16 protein-coding genes and 2 pseudogenes are annotated in these 22,861 nt (G+C 44.2%); 4 read left to right on the top strand and 14 right to left on the bottom strand.

Annotation, left to right across the window (positions count from 1 at the left end):
- Window positions 1-60: 60 nt before the first annotated feature.
- The 9 genes from AACS92_RS08700 to AACS92_RS08660 form a co-directional block, all read right to left on the bottom strand.
- Entirely contained in the window at window positions 61-1,482 is a 1,422-nt protein-coding gene (locus AACS92_RS08700) for an aminotransferase-like domain-containing protein (protein ID WP_099110825.1), read from the bottom strand.
- 221 nt (window positions 1,483-1,703) lie between these two features.
- Complete coding sequence (locus tag AACS92_RS08695) at window positions 1,704-2,450, bottom strand: maleate cis-trans isomerase family protein (RefSeq protein ID WP_099110824.1); 747 nt, start codon at window positions 2,448-2,450, stop codon at window positions 1,704-1,706.
- Window positions 2,447-3,475 carry a carbon-nitrogen hydrolase family protein gene (locus AACS92_RS08690; protein ID WP_099110823.1) on the bottom strand — a complete coding sequence of 343 codons (1,029 nt, stop codon included), beginning with the start codon at window positions 3,473-3,475 and terminating at the stop codon, window positions 2,447-2,449. The genes AACS92_RS08695 and AACS92_RS08690 overlap by 4 nt, the downstream gene beginning before the upstream one ends.
- A 29-nt stretch (window positions 3,476-3,504) precedes the next feature.
- Complete coding sequence (locus AACS92_RS08685; RefSeq protein ID WP_099110822.1) at window positions 3,505-4,416, bottom strand: fumarylacetoacetate hydrolase family protein; 912 nt, start codon at window positions 4,414-4,416, stop codon at window positions 3,505-3,507.
- A gap of 1 nt (window position 4,417) precedes the next feature.
- Window positions 4,418-5,581 carry a cupin domain-containing protein gene (locus tag AACS92_RS08680; protein ID WP_099110821.1) on the bottom strand — a complete coding sequence of 388 codons (1,164 nt, stop codon included), beginning with the start codon at window positions 5,579-5,581 and terminating at the stop codon, window positions 4,418-4,420.
- Between the two features lie 52 nt (window positions 5,582-5,633).
- On the bottom strand, window positions 5,634-7,967 hold the full coding sequence (locus AACS92_RS08675; protein WP_241537977.1) for a bifunctional salicylyl-CoA 5-hydroxylase/oxidoreductase: 2,334 nt from the start codon (window positions 7,965-7,967) through the stop codon (window positions 5,634-5,636).
- A gap of 54 nt (window positions 7,968-8,021) precedes the next feature.
- On the bottom strand, window positions 8,022-8,447 hold the full coding sequence (locus tag AACS92_RS08670; RefSeq protein WP_099110820.1) for an acyl-CoA thioesterase: 426 nt from the start codon (window positions 8,445-8,447) through the stop codon (window positions 8,022-8,024).
- Complete coding sequence (locus AACS92_RS08665) at window positions 8,434-10,098, bottom strand: indolepyruvate oxidoreductase subunit beta family protein (protein ID WP_241537976.1); 1,665 nt, start codon at window positions 10,096-10,098, stop codon at window positions 8,434-8,436. Before AACS92_RS08665 ends, AACS92_RS08670 begins: the two co-directional genes overlap by 14 nt.
- Before the next feature lie 33 nt (window positions 10,099-10,131).
- Window positions 10,132-12,318: a thiamine pyrophosphate-dependent enzyme gene (locus AACS92_RS08660; protein ID WP_099110819.1), complete on the bottom strand. Its 2,187-nt coding sequence runs from the start codon at window positions 12,316-12,318 to the stop codon at window positions 10,132-10,134.
- Window positions 12,319-12,962: 644 nt separating this feature from the next.
- Between AACS92_RS08660 and AACS92_RS08655 the strand changes: the two genes are divergently transcribed.
- On the top strand, window positions 12,963-14,033 hold the full coding sequence (locus tag AACS92_RS08655) for an AraC family transcriptional regulator (RefSeq protein WP_099110818.1): 1,071 nt from the start codon (window positions 12,963-12,965) through the stop codon (window positions 14,031-14,033).
- 49 nt (window positions 14,034-14,082) lie between these two features.
- Here the strand turns inward: AACS92_RS08655 and AACS92_RS08650 are convergent, their stop codons facing one another.
- Complete coding sequence (locus tag AACS92_RS08650; RefSeq protein WP_099110817.1) at window positions 14,083-14,973, bottom strand: radical SAM protein; 891 nt, start codon at window positions 14,971-14,973, stop codon at window positions 14,083-14,085.
- A 592-nt stretch (window positions 14,974-15,565) separates the two neighbouring features.
- Window positions 15,566-15,667 (bottom strand): annotated as a pseudogene (locus AACS92_RS08645) (nucleoside triphosphatase NudI); the annotation flags it as partial.
- 360 nt (window positions 15,668-16,027) lie between these two features.
- On the opposite strand from AACS92_RS08645, the gene AACS92_RS08640 reads away from it, so the two are divergent.
- Window positions 16,028-16,501: a GNAT family N-acetyltransferase gene (locus tag AACS92_RS08640; protein WP_099110816.1), complete on the top strand. Its 474-nt coding sequence runs from the start codon at window positions 16,028-16,030 to the stop codon at window positions 16,499-16,501.
- Window positions 16,502-16,643: 142 nt separating this feature from the next.
- Here AACS92_RS08640 and AACS92_RS08635 read toward each other — a convergent pair.
- A pseudogene (locus tag AACS92_RS08635) lies at window positions 16,644-16,881 on the bottom strand (IS1/IS1595 family N-terminal zinc-binding domain-containing protein); the annotation flags it as partial.
- A 357-nt stretch (window positions 16,882-17,238) separates the two neighbouring features.
- Between AACS92_RS08635 and hxpB the strand changes: the two are divergent.
- Window positions 17,239-17,877, top strand: a complete 639-nt coding sequence (gene hxpB / locus AACS92_RS08630; RefSeq protein ID WP_206602251.1) for a hexitol phosphatase HxpB — start codon at window positions 17,239-17,241, stop codon at window positions 17,875-17,877.
- 167 nt (window positions 17,878-18,044) lie between these two features.
- On the opposite strand, the gene AACS92_RS08625 is transcribed toward hxpB, so the two are convergent.
- Together AACS92_RS08625 and AACS92_RS08620 are read right to left on the bottom strand one after the other, a co-directional pair.
- A complete protein-coding gene (locus tag AACS92_RS08625) occupies window positions 18,045-20,327 on the bottom strand; it encodes an alkaline phosphatase family protein (protein WP_099110813.1) in 2,283 nt (760 codons plus the stop codon).
- 547 nt (window positions 20,328-20,874) lie between these two features.
- On the bottom strand, window positions 20,875-21,741 hold the full coding sequence (locus AACS92_RS08620) for a DUF817 domain-containing protein (protein WP_099110812.1): 867 nt from the start codon (window positions 21,739-21,741) through the stop codon (window positions 20,875-20,877).
- A gap of 392 nt (window positions 21,742-22,133) precedes the next feature.
- On the opposite strand from AACS92_RS08620, the gene AACS92_RS08615 reads away from it, so the two are divergent.
- Window positions 22,134-22,745 carry a hypothetical protein gene (locus AACS92_RS08615; protein ID WP_099110811.1) on the top strand — a complete coding sequence of 204 codons (612 nt, stop codon included), beginning with the start codon at window positions 22,134-22,136 and terminating at the stop codon, window positions 22,743-22,745.
- Window positions 22,746-22,861: the final 116 nt, after the last annotated feature.

The following is a 22,861-nucleotide window of genomic DNA, read 5'->3' as shown; positions in this document are numbered from 1 at the left end:
TTGTAAACTTCGCAAAGAATTTTATATGTCGCAATAGAAAAACAGTTAAAATGTGACTGATTACCCGTATTCCTTTAACAACATACGGCACAAACTTCCTAATGTTTTCATAGCAGCAACCTGAGTTTCGTTCCATACAAACGAAGTATTCAGGCGGAAAGCATGATCAAACTGAGAACTGGTAGAAAACATACTGCCGGGCGCAATACTGATATTTTTGGCCAGCGCCAACTGATACAGCCGCTTGGCATTGAAAGGCGGTTCAAATTCCAGCCAGATAAAATAACCGCCCCGTGTACTGTTGACTTTGACAGAATCGGGAAAATACTCACTCACCGCTCGTAGCATCTGAATCTGCCTTTGCTCCAGTTGACGCCGTAGACGTCGTATATGGTTATCATATCCCCCCTGAGACAAATACTCAGCAATCGCCAGCTGCGTCGGGATACTGGCTGAAACAGTACTCGTCATCTGGAGTTGCTGAATTTTCAGGGCATGTTTTCCTGCTGCTACCCAGCCAACCCGATATCCGGGAGCAAGGCATTTTGAAAATGATGAACAATGCATGAAATTATTTTCTTTATCCCATGCCTTAACCGGCATAGGCGGGTTCTGGTCAAAATAGAGTTCGCCATAAACATCATCTTCAATCAGGACAATTTCATTTTCATTCAGAATTTCCACCAGCCGTTGTTTGTTTTCTGTCGGCATACTAACGCAAAGAGGGTTCTGGAAACGGGACATCAGCCAACAGGCTTTTATCGGGTATTTTCCTGCCACTTCTTCCAGTACATCTAAATCAATCCCGGTTTTCGGATCCGTCTTGATGGCAATTGCTTTCAGTCGCAAACGTTCAATGGCCTGTAACGCACCATAAAAAGCAGGTGATTCAATTACCACCCAATCGCCGGGAGAAGTGACAGACTGAAGGCTGAAACTTAAAGATTCCATTGCTCCTGCGGTGATCACAATTTCATCAGGAGAAACATGCATACCCTGTGAAGCATAACGACGGGAAATATTGCGGCGCAACTGTTCATTTCCCGGAGGTAAGTTCACCAGTGAACTATGGGGGGCAAAACGACGGGCTACAGAGGCTAATGTCTTGGCTAATTTGGGCTCCACCAGTAAGGATGGGTCGGGAAACGCAGAGCCAAAAGGAATGATTTTCGGATCTTTGCACGCCTGTAAAACATCAAAAATTGAGGCGCTGATCTCTACATTTTCGCTCAAGTTCAGCCTGTTTCCCCCTTTTGCCGCGGCAAACGGCTTTATCCGGGGAGCGACATAATAGCCTGACTGTGGGCGTGCTACGATCCAGCCCTGACTTTCCAATAATTGGTAGGCTTGCAATACTGTCATCAAGCTCAATCCTGACGATTTTACCGATTCCCGTAAGGAGGGTAGCCTATCCCCCACCAGCCAGATATTATCTTCTATCTGTTGGCGGATTGTCACTGCCAGTTGCTCGTAGCGTGTCATATACCGGGTCTTCCTTAGAGTGTTATAGGTCATTAACAGAGCATTACCACTATTATACACTTCGTCTTTCAAGTTGCCTCTTTGTTGGCGACGCTCGCTCACCCCGGTTACATAGTTATACTCAATTCTTGCAATAGCTCTTTCAACAACGGGATGTTGCCTATACCAATAGTCCGTGCTCATTTTTCTCAGGGGATTATTTTCATGTCAGAAAACAGTTTTCAGGATAACAATGATCCAAAACCCGGTACGCAGGTATTCAGTCTAAGCTGCTTCAGAAGCATATAGGCTGTCGCTACAGAAGCTGAAATTACAGGTAAGTCCATACGGGCTTCGATTACAGGGACTGAGGCCAGTGAAGGCATTTGTACACAAGCAGAAGCAACAATCACATCCACATTGCTGTTCAGCCTTTTTGTTATTTCCGCGGGTGCCAGCGGATCCTGACGCCCGACCGCCAGATTATCCGCAATTTCCAGCGAAATACTGTCAATGACTTCAATGCCTTCATTTTCGATGTAGTCGATAACCAACTGTGTTAACGGTTTCATATAGGGAGTCAGTATTGAGACCCGTTTTGCCCCTAAAACATGAAGCCCATCCACCAATGCACCGGCACTTGTGATCACCGGTGCCGGATATCCGTTTTCTGATGTCCTCAAATGTAAGCGTTTTTCAGAAATCCGGTGGTATCCTTTCCCCATACTCATGATTGCCACCAGACAGGCATATCCCAACACATCCACTGAAGCATCTGACAGTTCCAGTGCGCAGCGATCACTGTCTGCATCCATTGCCGCCAGTTCATCTTTGCTGACTGTTTTCATTCTCATACGACTGGAATGGAAGGTAAAATGCTCAGGCGCTACCGTTTCACGGGCACGTAAAATCGCCGGGATCTCTGTTTCCATCGTGGTATTTGAGGAGGGTACAATCAGCCCTACCCGAAAACGACGCTGCTCACTCATGGAATATCCTCCCGCATAGGATTAACCCCATCAACAACTGGATTAAAATCAGTCTGTTCAGGTTCATCAGTAAATCTGACTGCATTCATGGCTCGTCGGCTGACGGCCAGATCGAAAATATCAAAACGATTATAATGCCCTGTAATATCATGCATCTGGCGGGGCTGAATACAACGATTCAAGTCAATTTCCGCATAAACAATCCCTCCTTTATCAATCAGAGGAGTGCCAATCACACGCCCATCCGGTCCGATAATTCCCGTAAACGCGCTATTACGACGGGCCAGCAGATGTTTGGATTCAGGGTGGCTGGCAGCCATCGCCTGCACAATTTCCGGCGAGATGGTGGAACAAGAAACAATAGTGAAAACTTTACCTTCAAAGCAATGCGCGGCGGCCCGTAAACGGATAGCTTCTGCCATATCATAATCCGGCGGGGCGACAGGCAGGGAAATGTAACTGGCGACATGTACCAGCTCCCCCTGTGATAGCAAAGTAAAACGCGCCAGTGGGTTGGTATTCTCACCACAGGCCAGCACGCCCAGCGGGCCAATACTGGTGTTATGTACGGTCAATGAAGAAGCATCGCCATTCGCCCATGTCAATTTTTCTGCCCATGTTGGTACCAATTTACGATGTCGCCCCAAAATCTTCCCTTCGTCAGAAATGGTCACCAATGTGTTATAAATCGTCGCAACCCCATTGGGATTGCGTTCATTGATGCCAACAACAACATTGATGTGATGACGCGCCGCGGCTTGTGCCACTTTGAGGATCTCAGCACCCGGTACTTCAATGGCCGATTTGCACAGCTTTTCAAACCACGGACTGCCCTGCACAGGGTTCATGACCCAGTTCCAGTAGGGATAACCGGCAATAAAAACTTCAGGAAAAGCCACCAGACTGGCTCCGTTATTCGCTGCCTCATGAATTAACCGGCAAACGAGATCAACCGTGGCTTCCGTATCCAGAAAGATTGGCGCAGCCTGTACCGCAGCTGCCTTGAATTTAGGGAGATTCAGCATATCAGGTCTCTGCTTAATATGAATGAGGTCTATACGGCGATGACGGGATGACGCAAATCACCGATTTTCTCAAGGTGAGCTTCAATCACATCCCCCGGCCATAACCACTCTTGCGGGTTACGCCCTGCCCCTACGCCTGACGGTGTTCCCGTGGCGATAATGTCACCCGGCTCCAGCACAATACCTTTACTGATATCAGCGATCAGGGCATCAACCTTGAATAACATATGGCGGGTATTGGAATCCTGTTTAGTTACCCCGTTAACTTTCAGGCTCAAGGCGAGATCATGTGGGTCGGGGATTTCATCGGCCGTCACAATACAGGGGCCAAAAGGCGCGTAAGTATCCTGTCCCTTAGAATAGATCCACTGCCCGGCACGACGACAGTCACGGGCGCTCATATCAATAATCAGGCTATAACCGAAAACATATTTCAGGGCATCAGCTTCCGATACGCCTTTGGCCCGTGTTCCGATGATAACGGCTAATTCCACTTCCCAATCCAGTTGCCGGGTAATTTCACTGTTATGCTCGATGGCATCCCCCGGCCCAATCACCGTGGAAGGTGGTTTGGAGAAGATAACCGGTTCTTTGGGCAGATCTTTTGCCGTATCCAGCGAACGGCTGGATTCTTCAACATGCTCAACATAATTCAGACCAATGCCGAAGATGTTTTTACGTGGGCGGGGAATAGGAGCAAGGATTTTGACATTCTCCAGTGGCCGGATGACACCAACCGGCCATAATCCGTCAAATGAATTCAGCAACATTGCAGTGCTACTGATGGCGAGTGGCCCCAGTTCAATAAAATCCAGCATATTATCCGGTAATGTGCTGCCACTATGAGCCGCCAGTTTTTCCAGATCAACGACATTATTATTCACTATCGCCCCCAATCGAGCCTCAGCCGTTATCTCAGTACGATAAGTAATTAAACGCATTTTATTCTCCCACTCGCTGATGCCCGTGATTCTCATTCAGGGCTTCTTCATAATACAACTGTAATGCCTGCATCACCGGCAAGTCGCTGAAACAAAACAGGCAGGCATCTTCGGTTTGTGATGCATTCACATGCTCATGATATTTCCATGAAGGTACGCAAAAGATATCCCGCTCCTGCCAGTCGAACCTCTGACCATCAATAATAGAATATCCCGCTCCTTTCGCGACCTGATAGATGAAACTGCCGGTATGCCGATGGGCCTTACCAATAAATCCGGGGCGCAATAGCTGCATACTGGCGCCCAGAGTCGGCATAACATGCCCGCCAGTCAGAGGATTGGTGTAGTACATCAAGATGTCATCAAACGGTGATCCCCGTGATATGCGGGCATAACCTTGCAGAGCGGCGTAAGTTGGCTTCCATTGATATCTGAATAATGGTGAATAGGGTTTATCCCAGCCCACATTTTGCGGGCGCAGAGCAGGCGCTCCCCACAGCGCCACAGAAGAATCCACCGGTTCAGTCACGACCTGACGCAAATCAGGGTGTACCTTATAAAACCCGGCTTCCAGAGTATTCACCAAGGGCATATCGAGACCATCCTGCCAGATGCACGGAGAACCATCAGGCTCCACCCCATGCTCATGCCAGGTTCCATTGGGTGTCAGAACAAAATCATTCGCTTCCAGCAACATCTTCTGACCATCAACAATCGTATAGGCACCACGCCCTTCCATGATGAAACGCAGGGCCGAAGAAGAATGAGCATGGGCCGAAGCAGACTCTCCCGGTTGCATAGTCTGAAGCCCGGAATACAGTAAACCGACAGCCGGCCCTTCACCGGATTTACCGGGGTTCTCCAGATAGACAACCCGACGACCGGCTTTTTCCGGAGTCACTAGTTCAGCGGATTTAAGGACATGTTCACGTAAGTCACGATAACGCCAGAGTACCGGAACGGAAGTGGATTGAGGTTGCCACGGCTCTATTTTGTTGGCGATTGTCCAGAGTGCCCCGGTGTGATATTTTGCCAGCTCTTTGTAATATGCCAGCAATTCAGGGCTATCGGCGACATTGGCGCGCCCGAGTATATCTTCTCTGTACTGATCGTGGCTTTCTTGCCTATTCTGCTCATATTCCTGCACATTTTCTTGTTGAGACATTAGGTATCTCCTATACAGATAAATAGCTATCATTTGAAAGTCGGTCTGAGCTTCAGAGGATACTTTTCTGGGCAAGCTGGCGTTCCAGTTGCTCTTTTCCGTAAAGGTACGGTTCCGGCCAATTAATGTCTGTCCATCCATATCTGGCACATTCATGCAGCAACCATGCGGCATCGGATAAAAATGGGCGGGATAAGGCACACAGATCTGCCCGCCCGGAAGCGATAATGCTGTTAATCTGATCGGCATCGGTAATCGCCCCCACGGCAATAACGGGCACATTACCTTCATTACGGATACGATCAGCCATCGGCGTCTGATACATCCGTCCGTAAACGGGTTGTTGTTCAGCGGAAACTTCCCCGGTTGAACAGTCCACCATATCAGCACCCGCCTCATAGAGAGTACGAGCGATGATGACAGCTTCATCAACGGTAGTGCCTCCCTTTATCCAGTCAGTGGCAGAAATACGTACGGATATCGGCAAATCAGCCGGCCAGACACGACGAACAGCACGCAAAACCGCTAATGGGAAACGCAGTCTGTTTTTCAGCGAACCCCCATATTCATCGTCACGCAGATTGGTGACAGGCGAAATAAAACTGGAAAGCAGATAACCGTGAGCTGCCTGAATTTCCAGCCAGTCAAAACCAGCGGTGATAGCACGGTGAGTTGCTTCAACAAATTGCGAAATAATTTCACTCATTTGTTTCTGAGTCACCGCAGTCGGCACCTGTGAAATGCCATGCAAATAAGGCATGGATGAAGCAGAAACCAGCGGCCAGTTTCCTTCCGGCAAAGGATGATTAACCTGTTCCCAACCCCGTTGAGTAGAGCCTCGCCTTCCTGAGTGCCCCAGTTGAATGCCTATCCGTGCATCCGTATTCTGGTGGATAAAATCGGTGATAGTTTTCCATCCCTGCACTTGTTGCTCATTCCACAAACCGGGGCAGGCTGGCGTTACCCGCGCCTGTGGTGAAATCGCGGTCATTTCGGCAATGACTAAACCCGCGCCTCCCAAAGCTCTGCTGCCAAGATGAATCTGATGGAATGTTCCCGGAATACCCTCTACCGCCTTGTACAGCAGTGTTGGCGAAACCACGACTCTGTTTTTCAGCCTAATCCCCCGAATCTGATAAGGCGTCAGTATGGGCGGGATCAGCGGGGAAGATTGGTCAGGCTGCCGATTAAACCAATATTCATAGTTTTCCAGCCACGATTTATCCCGCAACCTCAGATTTTCATGGGAAATACGCTGCGAGCGAGTGAGTAAAGAATAGGCAAACTGCTCTGGCGGAAAATCTTCATAACGGGCCACATTTTCAAACCATTCGGTGGAATTACGCGCCGCATTCTGGATTTTCAGCACTTCCACGCTGCGTACTTTCTGGTAATGAGCCAGCCCTGCCGATAAATTCCCCTTATTGGCTTTCAGGCTGTTGGCGAGTTCAATGGCATCCTCCAATGCCAGTTTGGTACCGGAACCAATGGAAAAATGCGCGGTATGGGCCGCATCACCCATCAATACAATCGGTACATTTTTACCATTATCACCTTCTGGTTTGATCCAGTGTACCCAGTGATTACAGAGGATCCGGGGAAAACGTATCCAAATTGCAGCCCCGCGTAAATGGGTAGCATTGGAGATCAGGCCATGTCCATCCAGCCATTGGGCAAAGATATTTTCACAATACGCAATGCCCTCCTCCTGCGACATTTTGTCAATCCCTGCTGCCAGCCACGTATCTTCCGTTGTTTCAACAATGAATGTGGATAGCCCTTCCTGAAACTGGTAAGCATGAGCCTGAAACCAGCCATGTTCTGTTTCAGCAAACAAAAAGGTAAAAGCATCAAATACCCGATGGGTTCCCAGCCAGACAAACCGGCAATGGCGCTGTTCAATATCAGGCCAGAAATTTTCAGCATGACGGTTACGGATTTGGCTGTTGATCCCATCGGATGCAATCAGCAAATCAGCATGGTATTGGCAGGATACTACTTGCTCATCCTGAACCTGCGTCTCAAATACCAGCTCGACTCCCAATTCCTGACAGCGATCCTGAAGAATATTCAGTAATTTTTTACGGCCAATCCCAATAAAGCCATGACCACCGCTGCGATTTACGGTTCCTTTGAAATGGATATCAATATTTTCCCAGCGGCTGAATGCTGCACTAATAGATTTCGCAGAGACCGGATCAGCCCTACTCAGGTTTTCCAGTGTGGCATCTGAAAATACGACTCCCCAACCAAAAGTATCATAGGGGCGATTGCGCTCAATCACGACAACACGGTTATCAGGATTTTGTAACTTCATCAGCAAACCGAAATATAAACCCGCTGGCCCGCCGCCAATACACACGATGTTCATATTTTTTTTGTTCATGCTGGTTCTCCTGTCACACCTCTTAGGGGCACGGGTTATTGGGTGAATGATTGGTTAGATAATTAATGGCTGGTTAATTAATGGATAATAAAATTCATCGGGTATGGGTATTGCCTGATGTGTATCGAGTGAGGTCGTGACATAAGTCTGAATCGCACTCATTCTTAATTCGCCTTCCTGACTGAAACAGCGCTGGCGGAGCTTAAGTGATTTTTTACCAATCTCTTCAACATTCAGTTCCAGCCAGACTTTATCGCCCATTCTACTGATCGCCTTAAACTCCGCTTCCAGATGTACTGTGGGTAAGCCAAAACGGTGCTTAGCAATGTAAGCGGCATATCCTTCTGGCGTTAGCTCATCGAACCAATCTTCCAGCAAGTTGTTGAACATCACAAAATATTGGGGATAAAAAACAATTCCCGCCGGATCACATTCAGAAAACCGAATTTTGTGAGACTGTACAAATTTATGCAGGCTCATTACTGACTCCTCCTCCGTTCTTTTTCAGGATGTTAGCTTCAAGATACTGCTGATATTCATGCAATTGACGGCCATCCTCATCGGCCAGTGCGGCTTCACGTAATTGTCTCAGATTGTGTGCCGACAGCTTTTTCCGATGGCAATCGACAAAGTTCATCAAAGTCTGAAAATTTTTCAGGCCACGGGAGTGCGTATCACCATATCCCTTCAGCAATTGCTGACACTTCACAACTTCCACAGCCAGTACCGGATCATGTTTTGCTGCTGCCACGATGCGTCGTAGCCAGTTGTCAATTCCTGTTGTTTCACGTTGAAAACGCAGGGTACAGCGGCGTATCCGACGTAAACCCGCCAGCATGTAAAGCAGTAAATATCCCCATATTGAGCTGGTCTTAATGACGTAACCGCGACTGAACAGCTTTGTCAGTATCCGGTTTATAGTGTGAGGACGGGATAACCAGCGGCCAAAACCGGCCGGTAAGGTGTCGCAGATTTCTTCTGTTCTGGGATGTAGAAATTCATTAATTTCAACGAGCTGATACCTGTTTGCCCGTATCTCCTGATGAACCCGTTTGAAACGGCTGGCACGGGTTTTCAGATCAGCCACCCGGATGATGTCTTCGTAAGTCATCCAGAGGACCAGATGACGAGCCGCTTCACGCAGTAACTGTTGATTACTCTCGCCAACTTGACTGACCAAATGTTGCAGCCGATCAAGATATAAACTGGCATATTCCGGATCCTGATAATCTATCAACCGCCTGACAGCTTTGAGCGTGATTTTATGGATACAGGACGGTAGATTTTCCTCAATACGCGATAAAAGCGCGTTCACATCATTATGATTAATGGGCTTGTTATTAATGGAATGGCCATTGTTCGAACTGCTATGTTTAACAAAAATGTCATGTCTGGCATCGTTTTTATGTGCCGAATCACTGTGTCCGGAAGGGGGATTACAGCCAGCAGATTGCCCACCGGAAAGGGCTGCCTGTGTCCGGCTCAGTCCCAGACCAAATGCCTGTAAACTGGGCTTTATCCCGACTCCGCCCCTGATAATCGCCTGTTCAAACTGAATACTGCTGAATGGCAGGATACCTGTGCCACAGAGTGCTCCAAACAGGACAGAACTCATGACGCTGCCACACTTTTCCGCCATCTGTGCCATATCAAAATGGATAAAGCAGCGGGCGGCCTGCTGTGACTGTCGGATTAACCGACGGCTATCCACCCGTCCATCACCCATTGCTGATTTTTCTTGCATAGTGAAAGCCCGATGCGTTGAGGCGATCAGCGTTGTACGATCCGGAGTCACAAAACCGCGCTGGACTGCACGTCCGGCTTCCATTAATTCAGAGGCCAGCACAATATCCACATCACCGGCTGTCGGCATTAATGCCAGTACCGGAGCCGGTGCATCGGGATCGTCAGCGCCGGGGAACAGTTCAACGTAATATATTGTGGCTCCCGTCCGTTGCGCGACACCGGGTACTGAGGTCGTCTGTGCAAAGTAGCCGTATGCTTCGGCCAGACTGACAATCCAGTCAGCCAGCACACCACCTCCCTCACCTCCCATTGCCAGAATGGCAATTTTGATTGGCTGGGTTTTCATTTTCATCATCAACGAATTCATGGATGGTGATACCAACATGGTTTCCCCCTCAGGGATGACAGCGACAGTTTGTTAAACCTTATCTTGTTCACGACGCCTTATATCCCGGCGTTGCAGATAATGGATGAAACGTTTGCGAATACGGTACAGCAGCCGCTCCCAACGGGAGGGATTAGTCACAATTCTGGCCTTGAAAAAAGAGGGACATAGCACCGCTGCATGGGAAATTTCTCCGCACAGCCCACATCCCACACAACTGTTCAATACAGTGACTACAGGATCAGTACGTAACGGATCAGGGTTTGTCTTAATGGAAAGGGAAGGACAGCCGGACAAGCGAATACAGGAGTGATCGCCTGTGCAGGTATCAGGGTCAACGCCAAAACGCTCATGTACCACTCTCTGCCCTGCTGCCAGCATTACTTTGTTTTCTTTTTTTATCCGGCGCTGTTTATTCAGCATACACTCACTTTGCGCAACCACGACTTTCGGGCCCTGTTCTTTGGTTGTCAGAGCCTCCCTTAAAGTTTTGATCATGCGTTTGAGATCATAGGTACGCCTGATTGTGCGTATCCACTTCACCCCGACCCCTTTAACGGCTTTTTCGATGCCATGCCCCGTGCTACGACTGGTATTAAAGGCTGTTGAAGATGGAATATCCTGCCCGCCAGTAGCAGAGGTATAGCTGTTATCCACAATGACGGTCAGGTTATCGCTGCGGTTAAAAACACTATTGGCAATACCGCTCGTCAAACCGTTATGCCAGAACCCGCCATCCCCCATCACGGAAATTGCCCGTTTATCTGAGGCTGATGCATTCAGTGCTGAAGTGCTGGCTGTGCCTAATCCATACCCCATTGTAGTATTGCCCAGATTAAATGGCGGCAGAATAGCAAACAGATGGCAGCCAATATCCGCACTAATATGGTGCTGCCCCAGCTCCCGTTCTAACAGTTTCATCGCAGTAAAAATCGGGCGCTCCGGGCAACCGGTACAAAAACCGGGAGGGCGGGCATGAACCGCATTGCCTGATATTTCATTTCTCGCAGCCGTGCCTTCCGTTTCTCCATCCGGTAAAGTCACTGATGGAATTTGTACCTGACAGGCAGCAGCCGGCACTTTGGCTTCAATCCGGTCATAACGCTGCAGAAAAGCACGAATTCCTGCCAATACTGTGGCTGTATCATATTCTCCCGCCATTGGCAGTAGATCCTTACCGTGTAACCGAACCGAAATATCGTGCTGATGCAGGATACTGGCGATATTCTGTTCGACAAAATTAGGTTGCCCCTCTTCCAGTACCAGAATTGCCCGTTTACCGTGACAAAAACGTGTAAACTCCTCATCAATTAATGGGTAAGCCACATTCATCACATACAGTGGAATAGAACTTTCACCAAATACATCCGCCAGCCCCAGTAAATTCAACGCTCGGATCACGGTGTTATAACACCCTCCCTGTAAGGCAATGCCTATATCATCTGCACCTTCAGCAAAGAACTCATTCAACGCATTCTGCTGAATAAAGCGCACGGCGGCAGGCCAGCGTTCCTGAGTTTTCTCTTTTTCATGCAAAAAACTGGCTGGGGGCAGAACAATACGGTTGAGGTCACGGGTCGGATTTTCCAGTGCATTTTCAACCCTGAATGCCGATAACTGGTTATCAGCACAGACAAACCGCCCATATACATGACAGGCACGAATACGCATCTGCAACATAACCGGTGTATGGCTGGCTTCCGACAACTCAAACCCCATCTTCACCGCCTTTACAATCGCAGGCAGATTAGGGCGTGGATCAAGTAACCAAATCTGTGATTTCATAGCAAATGCGTGGCTGCGTTCCTGCATAATTGAGGAACCCTCACCATAATCTTCACCCACTATGATCAAGGCTCCCCCTAAGACACCACCGGATGCCAGATTTGCCAGCGCATCAGAGGCAACATTTGTCCCTACTGTTGCCTTGAATGTCACAGCACCACGTAATGGATAGTTAACTGAGGCAGACAGTGTGGCAGCGGCAGTGGCTTCACTGGCACTGTTTTCAAAACGAATTCCATATTCAGACAGGATATCCTGTGCGTCAGCCAGAACATCCATCAAATGAGAAATGGGTGCTCCCTGATAACCAGCAACATAGGCAACACCTGATTCCAGCAGCGCTTTTGTGACAGCGAGTATGCCTTCTCCGCTGAAAACTTCGCCCTGCTTCAATCTTAATTTTTCCACTTCCTTAACGAAGGATCGTTCTGCCATGTCCACCTCGCATTTTATGCAAATTTTTTAATGTCACTGGGTTTCGAATTACATCGCAGCAACAGGGGAATAACTTCCCGGTAGATAACCGTATATTTATAAAAACGGTAATTGAGGGTGACTTAAGTGAAACCAATAAATAAGTTCAGGCAACTAGAAAGACGGGTATATGTATACACAATGGATTTCAAGATGCGTCGCGGCGGCAAGAGAGTGAGTCCCCGAGAGCATAGATAACTATGTGACCGGGGTGAGCGAGCGCAGCCAACAAAGAGACAGCTTGAAAGACGAAGTGTATAGTAGGAGTATGGAGAATATGAATTAATGATCAATACATGAACTATCATGCAATGGTTATTTATGCAGTAGCCGGATAGGTCATGCAAAGAATGGATATACGCTTCATCTTTCAATTTTCAATCACGAAATACAGCCACTACTACGGATATAGGAATATTGGCTATGAATTATCGCCATGAACACTGAAATACCCATTCATGAATATATTCACGATGATATAGCTTCCATTTAGAAAAAATGTGGATACTGCTTATCAGAACATTGTATATACCTTATGAATTTCGGGAGTTAATCAAAACTACGGCCTGAGAAACGACGGGTATGACGTTATGAGGTTTCTGATAATGACGAGCAATCCGTGGCACAACTATTACATTGATAATAAATACGTTGATAATAAAAGCTCCGATTCAAGGTGTACGGACTCCAGAGGTGCTGTATCTGCGATTGAGTCTCACCTCAGTTCTCCGGAACATCTGCTTTTTTCGTCCCGTGATCTTGATGAAACAAGATCAATGGTCGGGCGGGTGATGAAGCCCCATCAGCTTAATATACTGGGTAGCAGCCGAAGACTGAATGCCAGAATGTACTACATACCCTTTGGGGATTTTTCCATCAGCCGCCTGCATTATGGCGCAAATGTTGAAATTACACCGGGTGCGCTGGATTCCTTTTTTCTTATCCAAATGCCGTTATCAGGCTGCGCCTCAATTGAAAGTGGCGGCCAGTATATTGACTCAACCCCGAATCTGGCCTCGGTTCTCAGCCCGGATCAACATACTGCCATGCGCTGGAATGCTGATAACGATCAATTTATGGTGAGAATTTCCCGCTCATTACTGGAACGAACTCTTGTCGGGCAATTGGGGCATCCTCTGGATCAGCCATTGATATTTGAATTGGGATTCGAATGGCAACGATGCCAGACATGGCGCTGTCTGATGCTCTATCTGCTTGAATGTACAGTTCAGGTGCCAGACATCCTGCAATATAAGCTCATTACTAGTCAGATTGAACAATTACTTTCTGTCACCCTGCTTTCCGCACATCAACATAATTACAGCGGTGATCCCGCTAACCACAGAGGTTCTATCCGGCCACGGCATGTTCGTCGGGTACAGGAATATTTGCAGGCTCACGCCCACGAACCCATTACCGCTGAACAACTGGCTCAGGTCGCGGGAGTTAGTCTACGCAGCCTTTATTCCGGTTTCAGGGAATTTTTGGATATCAGCCCGATGCAATATTTACGCAATCTGCGCCTGGAACATGTCCGCACAGAATTACTTGCGGGAGAAGCAAGCAATGTTACGGGAGTTGCCCTGCGTTGGGGCTTTGCACATATGGGGCGTTTCAGTGCTGAATATAAAGCACGTTATGGAGAGACACCGAGTGAAAGTTTGCGCCGCGGATAAATACTGACAGCGGCCCAGAATGTGATGACTCCAGGCCATAAATTAAAGGTTACATAATTCGATATTTACTGCGGATATCCCTGATCTGAGATTTAAGTTGTCCACAGCCACCCAGAATTTCCGTACCATCGCTTTTATCTGATATGCAGCGGAAACCAGCTTCAGTAAGTGCTTTTGCAAAAGCCGGCATTTCTTCAGACGGATTCAGTATAATCCCATTTATACTGCTGACTTCGTTCAGGTATTTCAGTTTAATAATAAAGGTGTCTTTATCCACCAAGTCTTTTAACCGGGCTAAATCTTCCTGCGAGTCGTTTATTCCCTCCAACATCAGATAATTAACGATGACAGGAACGCCGGTGTTTTGATGGTAGGTTGCAAAATATTCAAGCAGATCTTTAGTGCTGAATTTTGCTTTTGACGGGATCAACATATCACGTTGTTCATCCGTGGTTGCATGGAGAGAAATGGAAATAGTATCCAGAGGAAGGTCATAAAGTTTATCTGCGGTATGGCGAATACCCACCGAAGTCAGTGTAACCCGATTAGCCAGTGATTGGCTTTTAAATTCAGTAACTGCTCCGCTGATCTCTTTTAGATTCAGCATCGGCTCACCCATACCAGCAAACAGAATCGTATTGAGTTCCTGATTATCTCCCAGTGATCCGGAATTTAATAAATGTTCTCGACATAATAAAACCTGTTGCACTATTTGTTCTGTCGTCATATTCCCCAATGGTTTCTGCCTGCCTGTTTCGCAGAACACACAGCCAACGGCACAACCATATTGGCTGGAAATACAAAGATAAGGCAAATGTTGTTCGGTATGCTTGAAGAAAGTGGATTCAACACTTTTTCTTAAGTCTGAATCACTTGCCGACAGTAAATATTTTTTAGAGCCGTTGTCTGACTCCACCACTTCACTAATTATCATCTTCATACCTTCTCAATCTTTTCAACACGGTAGCGCATGTCAGAGACCCTGCATATTTTCGTATTGGATAAAGTCAGATCAGATTGCATGACATCCTGATGTCTTAACCGGATCAATGAATAATTTTTTGAATTTCGTTCAGTTAAAGTGTGGGAAAATAACAAACATGACTACCCAATCATTTTTCGGGAGCATCGTTGTCGCGGGAAAAATAGGTTGTTTTGGCTACTGTGTTTTGTAAAGGCCACTGTTTTTTAAAGGTCACGCAAGAATCTTGGCATTGATTCTGTGGGCTAGTGATACCAGGACGTACTAACTCAGAAATTCTGGCCTCAGCTACTTCCTGAACTGGACGAAGGGATACAACGCATTAATCACAATCAGTATTTCTGTTTTAGCACAACCGAATGCAGCATAATATCATTCAGGGTTTTTCGGAAGGATTTTATGACAAAAACTCCATTTTATATCGATAGATAATTCCATTAATCTGATTATTAAAGGCTTTTACTTCTAAACCACGCTTGTAACGTTAATTTCACTCGAATCTATCGCCCTGCCCTCATCATGAATGGCAGGGATGAGCCGGCAATAGCTGTCAAATTATTCCCTTCTGGGTAAAGGTAACCCGTGTTGCTTCATTCAGATTCATAGCTTTCATAGCTTCCGGTGATACCCAGACAACTTCCTGAAACTCCTCGCAAATAACACTTTATTTTATATGGTTATTTATTTTAAGATACTCTGTAAAGGATAGAACGCAAGTACCAACATACTTTTTTTAGATTAATTATGCTAAGAATAAATTTTTTTAAGTTTTTTATTGGAAGTGAAATTTATTTTTATTAAATTATCTGATAATGATATATTTTTTTGAAAATTTAAATACTTTACGATGTTAAGCTTCTTGATTATTGTATTTTATTCTGATTGAATATTTAACTGATGATTTTCTTCAGGCTGTCTGTTAGTGTATTTACACATTAATACAATATTGGTTACATTAGTTTTACATGATGTGCTGGGAATTTTTCGATTGCTGAAATAAATGGAGAACTGCATGATAACGCTAAGGAATTGTTACAAAGAGGAAATTATTTTATATTGCTATATTTTCATTGAAGAATATAGCAATGACTTAATAAAAAACCATCAACTAAATCGGAAGCAAGCTTATAATAAAGCTGATAACATTATTAAATCATCATTTCCTGATTATCAACCTGAGAAAAACAATTCATTATACATTATTAATAAAAGCTTTTCAGAAAAATCATACAATATAGGGTATATTTGGATTTTAGAAACACCAGAAGAGAAATCCATATTTATTATGGACTTTTACATATTACAGAAATATAGAAATAAAAAGCTTGGTTTTGAATCACTACAGAAATTGATGTCAGAGGTTGAAATATTTGGTATTAAATCGGTCAACCTACGAGTCGAACCTGATAATATAGCTGCAATTCGGTTATATGAAAAAATTGGATTTTATGCTACAGGTATCAATATGTCTCGAAAAACCAACTAAAAGGATTTTAATAATAAATCTCAGAGAAATGAAGATATTAATAGTGAATATATTTCCTGAAATTAGATGGTTTTATTAATGGCACAGTGTTTATGTTAAAAACGGAGAGCATGAATCTGGGAGGGTCTATAAAGCTAAAGACCACAAGAGCATTAATACTGATATGCAAGTCGCTGATAGTATCACGGATACCCAGATTGTTTCAGCGGCTTGTTCTTTTATTCCGGCTGACAGGCTCGATAAGAATAATCGAGTAGAAAAGTACGGTTACAGCATAAACAACGATAGCGCTGGTGACCACTCTTGCTGATACCGTGTTTTTTAACGTCCTTTGTTTGCGTTTGGTGATAAAACCAACATCTTACTTCCACTGTGGCCATATATATTATTTTGCAAAAATAAGCATAATAGATAAAGAATAACACTCTGAATACGTGACTTTTTTCAGAAACAGGATGAATCCGACGAGTACACGAACAGTGAAATATTTAGTGTGGCATCAATAATTTTACCGATGTATTGATACCAAGTTTATATTAAAATACTAGATTTAATTAATTTCACTATTTTAATTGTGATTAACATCACAATAAAGAGACAAATAATAAGTTACAGAATAATGAGAGTATAATTATTATAACCTGATGAATCTTAAATTTAATAAAACGCAAAAAAGATGATTTTATTGCTATAGAAAAACAAAAGCAACCTTATACAACCAAGCAAAGGAGATAATAATGAAAGCGGTTATTTTCGATATGGATGGTGTACTGATTAATTCTGAACCACTATGGAAAAAATCTGGCATGCTAGTTTTAAATCATTATGGTGTTCCAGTGACCTATGATGAAATGTTTAATATGACAGGGATACCCGTACCAAGTATGGTAGACAAAGCCTGCCAGCTTTATCATAAAGATAATTTAAATAAATCGGAAATTGTAAAAGAGTTTTTCAATAAAGGGATTAAATCAATTCTTACAGAAAAACCAATTATGGATGGAGTAGTGGAGTGCTTAGAACGATTAGCGCAAAAAAATATTAAGATTGGTATTGCCTCTGCTTCTCCGTTATCCCTCCTGTTAAATATAGTCGAACAATGTGGTATCGCTAAATATTTTGACTATATCTCCTCAGCAGATGATATGCCATATAATAAGCCTCACCCAATGGTCTATCTCAATGCTGCGGAAAAATTAAATGTTTCACCTAAAGAATGCATAGGAATAGAAGATTCAAAAACCGGTATGATTGCAGTTAAAGCAGCCTCTATGAAGTGCGTGGTGATACCAAATAGTATTGAATACAATCACTCATACTGGGATGTTGCCGACTGGAAAATAAAAAATATGTCTGAATTGAAAAATATAATCTAACTACCCAGAACTAAACACAACCATCATTATTTCATGTGTATAGATAGATTCATTTTTTCAAATCATCTTAATATTATCAATATAAACTTTTTCCCATTATATATACCCAATATTTAATAACAACAAATCGGCGTCAGGTAACTATCTGACGCCAATAATAATTTATCTCAATTTTTTGAGTGAACAGCATTAAGGCGGCTCTCCAGCTTATCCAAAGCCTGTGTTGCCAGCCGGATGCTTCCAAGGGTGCAAATGCCCTGAACTTCCTGCTCTATTTCTTCAGGGGATAAAATACCTGTACAAAGTGTGTACACAATGCGAGTAATAAAGAGCTGATGTAACTCGTTCATCGGCATGTCGAGCTGTTCAGGATCAAGCTCAGGAGCCTGTACACTGGATGGTATGTCTTTACGGAGATGCTCAGCCTGAAATACCGATTCAAAACTCGCAGCTGCCCGTATGCGATCACCTAACCACCAATTCGATGCCGGAATTCCCTGCCATTGCAACAAGGTTGAAAGAAATGATGTGGCATCATATTGCCGTCCTTCTTGCGCTGAGCGGAAAACCGTCGAATTCTCTATCCAGGGTGAAATGAGCACCGTCGGGACACGTACCCCAAGCAAATCAAAGCCAAAACCTCTCTCAGTATCATTACGATAAGCATTATTGGTGTAGGGAGGTGGAACGTGATCATAGATACCACCATGCTCATCGAAAGTGATTATCAGCAGTGTCTGATCGAAGTCGGGTCCCTGACGTAAAGCATTGTAGATGTCCGCTACCATTTTTAAGCCGGGTACCATATCTGAAGGAGGATGACAGGAGTTAGGAACCATGCCTGATGAATTTCCAACCCATGCGGGTTCAATAAAACTGAACGCGGGTAATGTGCCTGCTTTGGCTGATGATATGAATTCGCTGATATCCGTGTTGTAATGGTCAGTTTTCTGATCGACTTCGCCGATATGCCCCTTTAAAAACAGTTGGTTGGTATATTGCAGGTTTCCCCATGTCGCGTGGTAATAAAGTTTCCAGTCCTTAATACCGTGAGCCCATAACACATCCCAGACTGAGGGGCGACGAGGAGATTTAGGCCACGAAATATAGATTTCTCCGGAATCGAAATTCTCCGTTTTGCTGAAAGATGATCCTGTTAGCGAGAAAGCCCGATTCGGGTCAGTAGGGCCAGGCAAAGAGCAGAACCAGGTATCGGAAACCGCATATTGTTTCGCCAACAGACTCAGTGGTTCCAGCATACTAGGATCGTAATAATCCATGACCTCACTGGGCGATTTCCCACTGAAACTATAGCTCTTGACGAAACCTTTCATTTCTGGAATATGCCCAGCACCGGGCTTAGTTCCATCAAATAATTGTTGAATAATACCTGAGTATGTATGATCGGGATCACTTCTTGGGTAGTCCACACTGTGTACGGAGAATTTGGTTTGATAGTAGCGGTGACCATTTTTATCCGCATTCCAATTCGTATTACTGGCTCCATCAAAAGGCTTATCAGACCCAATAAATTTCCCGACTTTACCCTCGGTATAAAGATCACCAAACATATGGTCTAAGGAGCGATTTTCCAGCATCAGATAAACAACTTTTTTGATCCGTTGCCGCATCCAGGGAATTGTTCCCGGGCCATCCTCTCCGCCCTGTACTCCTGTTGGCAATTCTAATGGAACAAGGGGTGTTATACCGAACAGTACGGTGTCGGCAGGTAATACATTCTTCCAGACGGTGATCGTTTTTGCAAGTAAACCCGGATGTGCCAGTGTTGGATCAACAGGCCAAAGAGTAATATCGAGGGAATCAGGATCCCAGCCGACAATTCTGTCACCCAGCGTGCAAAGTTTCGTGCTCGGGTCAATTTTCCACTGCATACCGGGAATTTGTGGATTCGGCAGAATATCAGAGGCACTTCCACCGTCAAACATCCACGTCCTGCATTGCCCATCACTTCTGTCCCGGCTGACGACATAACCGGCAACGGGTATTAAATCCGCATTCTTGATTGTTTGCCAGTGCCCGGTAATATTCTGTGGACTATCGGCAGTAAGCATCAATGTATTACTGAATGGATCGAAACGCCGACATTGATAGGCACCGGTATCTGGCTTGTATAACAGCAAATAATTACCTAAAGGAATAATTTCTGTCGAAGGATCCAACTCAGCACTCAGATCTCCTTGTGTTATCAGAGACGGCAGAAAATCCGCCTGAGAGATATCGACTTGCCACAAACGGAACTGGTTGGATGCGATTTCCCTGTCGATAACATAGTTACCAATGGGAATAAGTTGATGCCCTGATTTTACTGTCTGCCAATTGCCTGACTTAACTAAATGAAGCTCAGCAGTATCAGAATTAATAAACTGGTAAAGATTCCAGTCACCGGTTGAGGGTGTCCATTGGACAAGGAATTCATATGTAAGTGACATTGAACTTTCTCTCTATTGTGTGTTAGTCAGGTAATAGCATCTTTTATTTAAGACATTTGATGCTATTTAAAATGATTTTTAATAAACATTTTCATTCAATTTATTGTTTTTATTAAATGTAATTTAAGGTCGTTAGCCCAAGGTTATTTTTAATGGAAAATTCATTTGTTTAAATTAAAAGTATAGTTGCAAATATAAAAACACAAAAATAAACAATAAAAAAAGAGAGATTACTTTATTCAGATTTCTATAAATGAATATATTAAATGCTTACCAATCTATTAAAATAAATAGATTTTTAACACTCAAAGCCAATGCAATAGATGTAAAAAGAAATATATTAATAGTTATATACACAATGGATTTCAAGATGCATCGCGGCGGCAAGGGAGTTCATCCCCAGGAGCATAGATAACTATGTAACTGGGGTGAACGAGCGCAGCCAACAAAGAAGCAACTTGAAAGACGAAGTGTATATCACACCTCATCCACCTGAGTGGGAAATGGTGGGGTAACTTCCTGAACCCCACCACTTGGCAAAACTACCCTAACGGGCAATTGCCACACTTGATTTGATATGTTTAAGGTGGACAACAATCGTAAAGGTCACAACGACCAATAATGACCATGCCCCCCACTTCCCTGCATGAACAACAGACCAAGCGCCTAATTGATTAGGATATTGCCAAACCCCAAAAAAGGTGCCGAAGTTTTCCGCTAACCAGATAAAAAAACCAATTAATATAAACGCTAATAACAGTGGCATTTTTCGTTCTTTATCCAATGGCGTATAAAAAATAGTGCCACGGGCATACAACCCAAAAATAAAAGCCGTCAAGTACCAGCGATAATCATCAATATAATGATGGCTAAAGAAGTTGATATAAATAGCCAGAGCTACCAATGTTGCCATCCAGTACGGTGGATAATGCTCAATGCGCACTTTAAAGAAGCGCCATGATTGTATAATAAAACTCCCGACAGCGGCATACATAAAACCTGTAAACAACGGGACTCCCCAAAGTTTAGTGAATGCAGCATCAGGATATTGCCATGAACTGATAGAAGCTGATGTTTTAAATAACTCCATGATAAAACCAACTAAGTGGAATACACATATCGCTTTAAATTCATCCCATGTTTCAAGTTTAAATCGTATTAACAATGCCTGAAAGGCTACTGCAAAGACCAACAGCACATCATAACGCGGTATACCCAAGATACCTTTTGCCGGCACTAAAAATAAAGCTAGAAAGAAGAAACCGGCAAATAAACACGAACGGGCATTAATCAAACCAAAAAAAAGAAACTCTAAAATAAACCGTTTAACACCGGTGCTATTATTGGGCTTATGCTCCATTAATATTTTGTCAATTCTATTCAGAACATTAAGTTTCTGGTACATACTTTCCATTCAATTAACCTATTGTTGTTAATTCACTACAGTAATCCCTATTTCACATCACGAATTCTAACAAAATATGGTATGTTATACACTTCGTCTTTCAGGTTGCTTTTTTATTATCTGCACTCGCTCACCCCTACCACCGCGATACAACTTGAAATCCATTGTGTATAAAGAGCTAATATTGATTTTTCTGGTAATCTCCTGCTCTTTTATCCCGAATGACAGGCTTAACCGTTGTATTCGTAAGGCTCACTAAAACAGAAATCACAGACTTCCTTACAAACATTTCTCATCTATTTAATCTTCAATCAGCAAAAACCGCTATAGTACTGCACTAAAAGCAGCCGCTTCCAAGCATACGTATTATTTATTTTCCGATAACAAGGAGAAGTAACACCGTGAAATGGAATAAAGTTTTTATACTATTATTTCCGGTCAATAGACCAAACAGGCCCAGAGATCCTCTGTTACCAACCAGTGAAGTATTCAAAAGAAAATACCGGATACCTGAGGCACATTCCTTTGCCACAAAAACGATTTCCGGCTATCAGTGTTTACCTCCTCCTCACAGTCAATTTTCTCAACCTGCGGATAAGCCCTTTGCTCAGTGCGATCTTAATTCAAAATTAATCGTCGTTGCTCATGGTTCAGATCATGGCAACCGAATTTATCACGAAGAGTTTGGTGGGCTTGATGGTGCATCATTTGCTCGTATGCTTATCGACTATGGGCTAACTCAGGTTGGTTTGATATCAATGAAAGCCTGTCAGGCGGGTAAAGGTGAATTCTTGCCTACACTTGTTCAGACGCTAATAGAGGAAGGAGTAAAAATTGGCTGGGCAATAGGATACAAGTCAAATATAAATTTACAGGACGACTCTATCACTACATCATGCTGGGATGTATTTACCCGTCCCTGGCACAAATTGCCGGATAGTCAAAGAGTTCGGATTCAGCAGGGAAATGCTTTTGTCCCTATTCCAAATAGTAATCGATTTAAGTATCGATGATTAATAATTTAAAAGTTTTCAATAAATAATCCTGATTATCCCTGCCATGAAATAATTATCAAATCTATTTTTGTTGCCAGAAAATAAATAACCAACACGTTAAAAAAACAAAGATG

It is taken from the genome of Xenorhabdus sp. KJ12.1, from assembly GCF_963876495.1.
Classification (GTDB): domain Bacteria; phylum Pseudomonadota; class Gammaproteobacteria; order Enterobacterales; family Enterobacteriaceae; genus Xenorhabdus; species Xenorhabdus stockiae.
This window is presented reverse-complemented; position numbering and strand designations above follow the sequence as displayed.

Coding starts and splice junctions, on each gene's coding strand:
- AACS92_RS08660 (WP_099110819.1), bottom strand. CDS start 12,318: ATGGCAGAACGATCCTTCGTTAAGGAAGTGGAAAAATTAAGATTGAAG.
- AACS92_RS08665 (WP_241537976.1), bottom strand. CDS start 10,098: ATGTTGGTATCACCATCCATGAATTCGTTGATGATGAAAATGAAAACC.
- AACS92_RS08625 (WP_099110813.1), bottom strand. CDS start 20,327: ATGTCACTTACATATGAATTCCTTGTCCAATGGACACCCTCAACCGGT.
- hxpB (WP_206602251.1), top strand. CDS start 17,239: ATGAAAGCGGTTATTTTCGATATGGATGGTGTACTGATTAATTCTGAA.
- AACS92_RS08670 (WP_099110820.1), bottom strand. CDS start 8,447: ATGAGCCTGCATAAATTTGTACAGTCTCACAAAATTCGGTTTTCTGAA.
- AACS92_RS08650 (WP_099110817.1), bottom strand. CDS start 14,973: ATGAAGATGATAATTAGTGAAGTGGTGGAGTCAGACAACGGCTCTAAA.
- AACS92_RS08640 (WP_099110816.1), top strand. CDS start 16,028: ATGATAACGCTAAGGAATTGTTACAAAGAGGAAATTATTTTATATTGC.
- AACS92_RS08680 (WP_099110821.1), bottom strand. CDS start 5,581: ATGTCTCAACAAGAAAATGTGCAGGAATATGAGCAGAATAGGCAAGAA.
- AACS92_RS08620 (WP_099110812.1), bottom strand. CDS start 21,741: ATGGAAAGTATGTACCAGAAACTTAATGTTCTGAATAGAATTGACAAA.
- AACS92_RS08695 (WP_099110824.1), bottom strand. CDS start 2,450: ATGAGTGAGCAGCGTCGTTTTCGGGTAGGGCTGATTGTACCCTCCTCA.
- AACS92_RS08655 (WP_099110818.1), top strand. CDS start 12,963: ATGACGAGCAATCCGTGGCACAACTATTACATTGATAATAAATACGTT.
- AACS92_RS08675 (WP_241537977.1), bottom strand. CDS start 7,967: ATGAACAAAAAAAATATGAACATCGTGTGTATTGGCGGCGGGCCAGCG.
- AACS92_RS08690 (WP_099110823.1), bottom strand. CDS start 3,475: ATGCTGAATCTCCCTAAATTCAAGGCAGCTGCGGTACAGGCTGCGCCA.
- AACS92_RS08685 (WP_099110822.1), bottom strand. CDS start 4,416: ATGCGTTTAATTACTTATCGTACTGAGATAACGGCTGAGGCTCGATTG.
- AACS92_RS08700 (WP_099110825.1), bottom strand. CDS start 1,482: ATGACACGCTACGAGCAACTGGCAGTGACAATCCGCCAACAGATAGAA.